Here is a 7,571-nt window from a genome sequence, read left to right as displayed (position 1 = left end):
GGTATCTTTTGTATACTCGATTATAAATACGAAAGAGTTTCAGAAAAGATACCATGGAGGAAGAGTGCACGGTCAACATGACCGTCCGGTATCTGACAAAGAAGTGGACGCTTCTGATCATCCTCGAGCTCTACAAAGGCGAGGGCTCCACCCGGCGATTCTCCGAACTCCAGGCATCGCTTCCCGGGATAACGCAGAAGATCCTCTCGGAGCGGCTAAAAGAGCTCGAGGAGGAGGGGCTCGTGACGAAGAGGGTGGATGCAACCTCGTTCCCGGTAAAGAGCGAGTACACGCTGACGGAGAGCGGCCTTGGGATCGTCGAGATCATCCGCGGGATTAAGGCGTGGGCGCTTCGGTGGAAGATAGAGAACCTCCCCTGCGGCGGGCAGGACTGCAAGGTCTGCGTGCTCTGAGCCGGGGAATCGCGACGCATATATACCTTTGAAACGAGATGTATCTTAGAGGAGAGCTACGTATGCCGGATACGGACGAACACATCATCGAAGCTATAGGACGGTCACGGATCGTCATCAGGAACGGCGAGGTCGTCGAGGTCGGCGAAGCGATAATCACCGACTGCCCGCTCGCAAAGCGGTTTGCATGCCCGGTTCCCGAGATCTCGACGGAAGCGGTCAGGGAGAATATCGAGCACCGGATGAAGGCGTTCGGGATGTGCACCCCCGACCGGGAGGTACTTGACACCCGTGAGTTCGTCGGTTTCGGGGCGTCCGAGCTGCTCAGTTTCGGTATGAAGGCGGGGATGATCGACGCCGCGGTTCTCGCCTGCGACGGTGCCGGCACGGTCGTCGTGACCGACCCTGCGATGGTGCAGGGGATCGGCGGTCGGATGTCGGGGCTCGTCCGGACGACGCCGTATCCGTCGGTGATGGACAGGATAGAAGAAGGCGGCGGCATCGTCCTCGACCGCGAGACTGCGGCGATGGAACCGGCGGCGGGCGTCGCGCTCGCAGAGGAGCAGGGGTACCGGAAGATCGCCGTCACGGTCGCCCTTCCGGAAGACGCGGCGGCTATCCGGGAGGCGCATCCCGATGCTTTCATCGTCGCGGTGCACGTCACCGGCATGACCCGTGACGGGGCTGCGACCGTCGCCGCGGCTGCCGATCTCGTGACGGCCTGTGCATCGGGAACCGTCCGGGAGGTTGCCGGCTCGCGGGCGCTCGTCCAGGCCGGGGTCTCGGTGCCGGTCTACGCGATGACGGAGCGGGGGAAAGACCTCATAATCGAGAAGATACGGAGATCCGATGAACAGGTGCTGGTAAAGCCGACCCGTCTTCCGGTCACGGGCGGCCGAGAGCCCGACCCTCTGGTGTGAGGGGCGTTGCCCCGGCGACCCGGTCGGGCCGGGTATAGATGTTCATCTTCCTGCTCCGGACGAACCCGACGATCGTGAGCCCGCCCGCCTCTGCGGCCTCGACGGCGGTGGTGGTCGTCGCCCCCCGCGAGACGATCGCCGGGATGTTCGCCACCAGGCACTTCCTGACCATCTCGGAGGATATCCGACCGGAACTGACCGCAAACGTCCGGGAGAGATCGATCTCTTCGAGCAGGCCGTAGCCGACGACCCGGTCGAGCGCGTTGTGCCGTCCGATATCCGCGGCGATCCGGATCGCTCTCCCTTCTCCGTCGAAGAGCCCGACGAGGTGGATGCCGCCGGTGATCCGGTGGAGGTCCGAGTCGAGCGTCTCCTTCGTCGCCGCCCGGAGCGTCTCCGGCGAGAGGGTGAGGTCGGATCTGATCCGCGGGAGGTGTCCGGCGTCAAGAAACGAGGTGCTCCCCCCGCACCCGGAGAGGACGGTCTTGTGGGAGGTCAGGATCGCGAACGGGTTCTTCGTCAGGACGCTTGCGGTCCTCCCCTCGATCCGGATCGACTCGATATCTTCGAGCCCTTTGACGATCCGCTCCGTGTAGAGATACCCGACGACGAACTCCCGGAGCATCGCCGGGCTCGTCATGGCGGTGAGAGCGTGGCGCCCGTTGACGGTCACGGAGAGCGGCATCTCCTCGACGACGGGATGGGTCGATGGGATGAACGAGTCGTCCTCGACCCTGACGATCGGCAGATCCCGGTAGAGCATCAGGCCACTCTCCGGGATAGCTCCTCGACCGTGGCTATCAGCATATCGATCTCCTCTGTTGTGGTGTAGATGTAGGTGCTCGCCCGCACTGTTCCGTCCGGGAGACCGAGGTGCTCCATGAGCGGCTGGCAGCAGTGGTGCCCCGACCGGACCAGGACGGCGGCGGCCTCGTCCAGGACCTGCGCCACCTCGTGCGGGTGCATCCCCTCGACCGTGAACGAGACGACGCCGATCCGCTCGCCCTCCGCATCCGCCCCCACGACCGCGACGCCGTCGAGCGCGGCGAGGCCGTCGATCAGCCGGGCGCACAATCGCTTCTCGTGGTGCCGGATCGCGTCCATCCCGATCTCCCGGAGGTACGCCACCGCCCGCCCAAGCCCTATGGCCCCGGCGATCGGCGGCGTTCCGGCCTCGTAGCGCTCTTCTCCGGGGGCGAGCGTGTAGCCGTCGGCCGTCGCGCTCTCGATCGAACCGCCGCCGACAAAGAGCGGTTCGAGGTCCGGCTCGCGCATCCAGAGCCCTCCCGTCCCGGTCGGCCCGAGCATCTTGTGGCCGGAGAAGCAGAGGTAGTCGCACCCCAGACCGGCGGCGTCGACCGGGAGGTGTGGCACCGACTGGGCCGCGTCGACGAGGAGCCGTGCGCCCCGGTCGTGACAGGTGCCAGCGATCTCCCTGACCGGGAGGACGGTACCGAGGACGTTTGAGGCGTGGGTCACGGCGACGAGTCGGGTATCGTCGCGGATGGCCGCCTCCAGGTCGGCAGGGTCGAGACGTCCGTCCGCATCCGGCCGGACGACCTCCACCTCGACCCCCTGCTCCCTGAGCCGGAGCCAGGGGAGGAGGTTTGAGTGGTGCTCGAGGAGGGTCGTCACCACCCGGTCGCCCTTCTGCCATGCGAGGCCGGCGGCGACCATCCCGATCGCCTCGGTGGTGTTCCGGGTGACGGCAAGGGTGCCGCCCTCCCCCCCGACAAACGACCTGACGGCATCACGGGCGTCCCGGTAGCGGTGGGTGGCGACGGCGGTGAGCCGGTGCACGCCTCGCCCGACGTTCGCCCGGTAGCGGAGGTCGTACTCGACCATTGCCTGGACCACCGGCTTCGGGGTGAGCGATGTGGCTGCGCTGTCCAGGTAGATGAGGTCCCGGGTGATCGGGAAGTCCGCCCTGCATTCTTCGATCTTCATAGAACCTCATCCATGCTTCCGCTCCGGTACCCGGCAAGGTCCAGGGCGACGTAGGTGAATCCTATCCGCCGAAGCGCCGCCGTCACATCGTCCCGGACGGCGAAGAGCCGTTCCAGCTCCTCCGGGGGCACTTCGATCCGGGCGACGTCGCCGTGCACCCGGACCCGCACCTGGCAAAATCCCCGGTCGTGCAGCAGATCCTCGGCCGCCTCGATCCGACCGAGGACCTCTTCCGTCACCTCGTCCCCGTAGGGGATGCGGCTGGCAAGACAGGCTGCCGAAGGTTTGTTCCAGACCGGGAGGCCGCACTCTCGAGCGATCCTGCGGATCTCCTGCTTGGTCGCACCCGCCTCGGCAAGTGGGTGGCAGATCCCCTCCTCGTCGCTTGCGGCGAGCCCCGGGCGGTAGGTCCCGAGGTCGGAGGCGTTCGTCCCGTCTGCGACCGTCTCGATCCCCTCTCGCCGGGCCACCTCCTTGAGCAGGCGGGCGGAGGCCTTCTTGCAGGTGTAGCAGCGGTCGGGCCGGTTCGCCCGGAACGAGTCGTCCTCGAGGACCGGGAACGCCACGACCTCCAGGGGGAGGCCCAGCTCTGCAGCGGTCTCTTTTGCCTCCTCGACCTCTCGCCGGGGCACCAGCGGCGAGTCAAGGAGGACGCACCTGACCCGGTCTTTCCCGAGCGCCCGGACGGCCAGGGCGGCGAGGAGCGAGCTGTCGATACCACCGGAGTAGGCGACCAGCACCACCCCCTTCTCCTCGAGCGTCTTGATGACTGCCGTTTTGCTGTCGTGTTCAGGTTCCACTGCTGCTTCCTCCTTATCTCTCCCTGGCGCACGAACTGCCCGGATCATCTCCCTCGCGGATCTGTGTACAGATCTCACATATCCGGGCGGCGAGGTCATCCACCTGGCCGGCCTTGAGGTCCCGTGCGAGCCGGTTGAGCGACTTCTTCACCTCACTCTCAAAGACGATCCGGTACCCCCGCTTCCCGGTGAGGTACTGGGAGATCGCCGACGGCGTCATATCGAGGAGGCGGGCGGCCTCCAGCTGGGAGACGCCCATGGCATTCAGTTCTTCCGCGATCGCGGCACGGATTGCGGGCAGCACATTCCATACAATCAACTGGCAGGGGAGTTTCATCATACCACAACTTTTAATGGTTCCGAAGCCGATCTAACATTGATGTTAACAATTGTTAACTTTGACCCCGGAGAACAAATACCTTTGTGCAGGGCCGGATTACGGTGTGAGTCCCATGACTGACGGAGGGCGACGGTTGGTCTACATGGACCACGCGGCGACGACGCCGGCGCGGCCGGAGGTCGCCCGGGCGATGCTCCCCTACTTCTCGGAGCGGTTCGGGAACCCCTCCTCGCTCTACGCGCTCGCCCGTGAGGCGAAGGGGCCGGTCGAGGAGGCACGCCGAAGGGTCGCGGCGGCGATCGGCGCAACCCCCGAGGAGGTCTACTTCACCTCCGGGGGGACGGAGGCCGACAACTGGGCGATCAAAGGGGTGGCGGCGGCGAACCGGAGGAAAGGCGATCATATCATCACTTCCTCAATCGAGCACCATGCCATCCTCCATTCCTGCCAGGCGCTCGAGAAGCAGGGCTACCGGGTCACCTACCTCCCCGTGGACGAGTTCGGCCGGGTGGAGCCCGGCGCTGTCGAGGAGGCGATCACGGAGAAGACCATCCTCGTCTCGGTGATGGCCGCAAACAACGAGATCGGGACGATCCAGCCCATCAAGGCGATCGCGAAGATCGCGCACGATAACGGAGTCCCGTTCCATACCGACGCCGTCCAGGCGATCGGAGCGGTGCCGATCGATGTGAATACGATGGGGCTTGACCTCCTCTCGCTCTCGGCCCACAAGTTCGGTGGCCCGAAGGGGATAGGAGCGCTCTACGTCCGGAAAGGGACCCGGATCGGGACGTTCATAGACGGCGGAGCACAGGAGCGGGGGCGACGGGCCGGGACCGAGAACGTTCCCGGGATCGTGGGGCTGGGACGCGCGATCGAACTCGCGACCGCCGATATCGAGGGGCACAACCGCCGGCTCGCCGCGATGCGGGACCGGCTGATCCAGGGGATTCTGGGCACCATCCCGGCTACCCGGTTGAACGGCCACCCGACGGAGAGGCTCGCAAACAACGTCAACGTCGCGTTCCGTTACGTCGAGGGAGAGTCGATCCTTCTCATGCTCGACGCCCTCGGGATTGCGGCCTCCACCGGGAGCGCCTGCACCTCGGCATCGCTTGAGCCCTCGCACGTCCTGACCGCCTGCGGTCTAGCGCCCGAGCACGCCCACGGCTCGCTCCGGCTCACCCTCGGCGACGTCAACACGGAGAGGGACGTCGACTATGTCCTTTCGGTGCTTCCCGGCGTGATCGAGCGGTTGCGGAAGATGTCGCCGCTCACCCCCGAACGATACGAGTGATCACGATGTACAGCGAACAGGTCATGGACCATTTCACGAACCCCCGGAACATGGGGGAGATCCCGGATGCGGACGGTGTCGGCGAGGTCGGAAACCCGGCCTGCGGCGACATCATGCGGATAACCCTCCGGATCGAAGAGAACAGGATCGTGGACGCAAAATTCAAGACGTTCGGGTGCGCCGCCGCTATTGCATCGAGTTCGATGGCCACCGAGCTGATCCGGGGAAAGACCCTTGAAGAGGCATGGGGGGTCACCAACAAAGCGGTCGCCGAGGCGCTGGAGGGGCTGCCCCCCCAGAAACTCCACTGCTCTGTTCTTGCCGAGGAGGGGATCCACAAGGCGATCGAAGATTACCGCTCGCGGCACGGGACGCCTGAGGAAAAGGGAGGATAACGGGATGCTTCTTGAGCGGGAACGGGAACGTTACGACCGGCAGATCCTCCTCTTCGGCGAGGAGGGGCAGGAGCGGCTGAAAGATGCGAAGGTCTTCATCGCCGGGGCCGGGGGTCTCGGCTGCCCGATCGCCCTCTACCTCGCTGTCGCCGGTATCGGGGAGATCCACCTCGTGGACCGGGATACCGTGGACCGGACCAACCTGAACCGGCAGGTCCTCCATTGGGAGAGCGATATCGGCGAACTGAAGGCCCGATCCGCGGAGGCAAAACTCCGGGAGGCAAATCCGGATATCCGCATCAAGGCCTTCGCCGCGACCATCGACGAGACGAACGTTCGGGACCTTGTGGGCGATGCCGACCTGATCGTGGACGCGATGGACAACTTCCCGACCCGCTACCTCCTGAACCGGGAAGCGCTCCGGTCCGGCGTGCCGCTCATCCACGGCGCAATCCGGGGGTTCGACGGGCAGGCGACGACGATCATCCCCGGCCGGACGGCCTGCCTCGAGTGTATCTTCCCGGAGGCACCACCGGCCGAGGTCTTCCCGGTCGTCGGGACGACCCCGGGGGTGATCGGCCTCATCCAGGCGAACGAGGCGATCAAGTATCTCCTCGGTAAGGAGGACCTCCTCGTCAACCGGCTTCTTCTCTGGGATGGGCTGGCGACGACGCTCGAGACATACACCGTCGAGCGGCGGCCGGACTGTCCCGCCTGCAGCGAGGGGGTGCAATCATGCAGGTCAGGGTAAAGACGTTCGCCCGGTTCCGGGAGATCCTCGGGAGCGACCTCTCGTTTGACCTCCCCGAAGGGGCTCCAATGACGACGGTCCTTTCCGCGCTCCGGGACCGTGCCGGGTCCGATGCGATCTTCGACGGGCTCGGGGGACTCCGGGCGCACGTCATCCTGATGCACAACGGGAAGCGGGTGAAGCGAGATGAAATCGAGACGCTCGTCCTTGCGGACGGCGACGAGGTTGCCATCTTCCCGCCGGTGGCGGGCGGATGAGGTGGTATAGATATGATCGGTATTACCCGGGATGTCATCGACGCTGGTGCGATGATCGAGGCAGCGAAGCGGCCGGGCATGGGAGCCCTGGTCACCTTCTGCGGTGTTGTTCGGGACGACGACGGGGTGGAACGGATTGAACTGGAAGCCTACGAGGACGTCGCGGTCCGCGAACTGGAGACGATCCGTGACGAGGCGATGCGGGAGTTCTCGGTCGAGTCGGTGGATATCGTCCACCGGATAGGGTCTCTTCGAGTCGGCGAGACCATTCTCCTCGTCATCGTCGGAGCCGGGCACCGAAAAGAGGCGTTCGCTGCCAGCGAGTACATCATCGACCGGCTCAAGCAGACCGTGCCGATCTGGAAGAAGGAGTTTGGCCCGGATGGGGAAGAACGCTGGGTGCCGGGGAGCTCCTGAAAGGCTCCCGGCCATGGGCGGTAAACGGCTTCCG

Annotated in this window: 11 protein-coding genes; 7 read left to right on the top strand and 4 right to left on the bottom strand. The window is 65.3% G+C overall.

Features of this window, described 5'->3' with window-relative positions; genetic code table 11:
• Positions 1-53: 53 nt before the first annotated feature.
• Together V6K60_RS10435 and V6K60_RS10430 are read left to right on the top strand one after the other, a co-directional pair.
• Positions 54-413: a winged helix-turn-helix transcriptional regulator gene (locus V6K60_RS10435; protein ID WP_332450455.1), complete on the top strand. Its 360-nt coding sequence runs from the start codon at positions 54-56 to the stop codon at positions 411-413.
• A 62-nt stretch (positions 414-475) separates the two neighbouring features.
• On the top strand, positions 476-1,333 hold the full coding sequence (locus V6K60_RS10430; RefSeq protein ID WP_332450454.1) for a methanogenesis marker 8 protein: 858 nt from the start codon (positions 476-478) through the stop codon (positions 1,331-1,333).
• On the opposite strand, the gene fdhD is transcribed toward V6K60_RS10430, so the two are convergent.
• The 4 genes from fdhD to V6K60_RS10410 are packed head-to-tail and all read right to left on the bottom strand — an operon-like array spanning position 1,299 to position 4,420.
• On the bottom strand, positions 1,299-2,096 hold the full coding sequence (gene fdhD / locus V6K60_RS10425) for a formate dehydrogenase accessory sulfurtransferase FdhD (RefSeq protein WP_332450453.1): 798 nt from the start codon (positions 2,094-2,096) through the stop codon (positions 1,299-1,301). The genes V6K60_RS10430 and fdhD overlap by 35 nt on opposite strands.
• Positions 2,096-3,280, bottom strand: a complete 1,185-nt coding sequence (locus V6K60_RS10420; protein WP_332450452.1) for an aminotransferase class V-fold PLP-dependent enzyme — start codon at positions 3,278-3,280, stop codon at positions 2,096-2,098. The genes fdhD and V6K60_RS10420 overlap by 1 nt, the downstream gene beginning before the upstream one ends.
• Positions 3,277-4,080, bottom strand: a complete 804-nt coding sequence (gene larE, locus V6K60_RS10415; RefSeq protein WP_332450451.1) for an ATP-dependent sacrificial sulfur transferase LarE — start codon at positions 4,078-4,080, stop codon at positions 3,277-3,279. Before larE ends, V6K60_RS10420 begins: the two co-directional genes overlap by 4 nt.
• A gap of 13 nt (positions 4,081-4,093) precedes the next feature.
• Positions 4,094-4,420, bottom strand: coding sequence for a transcriptional regulator (locus V6K60_RS10410; protein WP_332450450.1), 327 nt, complete (start codon positions 4,418-4,420; stop codon positions 4,094-4,096).
• Positions 4,421-4,532: 112 nt separating this feature from the next.
• Here V6K60_RS10410 and nifS point away from each other — a divergent pair, with 112 nt between their 5' ends.
• The 5 genes from nifS to V6K60_RS10385 are packed head-to-tail and all read left to right on the top strand — an operon-like array spanning position 4,533 to position 7,537.
• Entirely contained in the window at positions 4,533-5,717 is a 1,185-nt protein-coding gene (gene nifS, locus V6K60_RS10405) for a cysteine desulfurase NifS (protein ID WP_332450449.1), read from the top strand.
• Positions 5,718-5,722: 5 nt separating this feature from the next.
• On the top strand, positions 5,723-6,112 hold the full coding sequence (gene nifU / locus V6K60_RS10400; RefSeq protein ID WP_332450448.1) for a Fe-S cluster assembly scaffold protein NifU: 390 nt from the start codon (positions 5,723-5,725) through the stop codon (positions 6,110-6,112).
• A 4-nt stretch (positions 6,113-6,116) separates the two neighbouring features.
• Positions 6,117-6,863 carry a HesA/MoeB/ThiF family protein gene (locus V6K60_RS10395; RefSeq protein ID WP_332450447.1) on the top strand — a complete coding sequence of 249 codons (747 nt, stop codon included), beginning with the start codon at positions 6,117-6,119 and terminating at the stop codon, positions 6,861-6,863.
• Positions 6,848-7,120, top strand: a complete 273-nt coding sequence (locus V6K60_RS10390; RefSeq protein ID WP_332450446.1) for a MoaD/ThiS family protein — start codon at positions 6,848-6,850, stop codon at positions 7,118-7,120. The genes V6K60_RS10395 and V6K60_RS10390 overlap by 16 nt, the downstream gene beginning before the upstream one ends.
• Positions 7,121-7,132: 12 nt before the next feature.
• Entirely contained in the window at positions 7,133-7,537 is a 405-nt protein-coding gene (locus tag V6K60_RS10385; protein ID WP_332450445.1) for a molybdenum cofactor biosynthesis protein MoaE, read from the top strand.
• Positions 7,538-7,571: the final 34 nt, after the last annotated feature.

Origin of the sequence: Methanoculleus sp., from assembly GCF_036677455.1 — an archaeon.
GTDB lineage: Archaea > Halobacteriota > Methanomicrobia > Methanomicrobiales > Methanoculleaceae > Methanoculleus.
The sequence above is the reverse complement of the archived record's forward strand: the minus strand, read 5'-3'. Positions and strand labels throughout refer to the sequence as shown.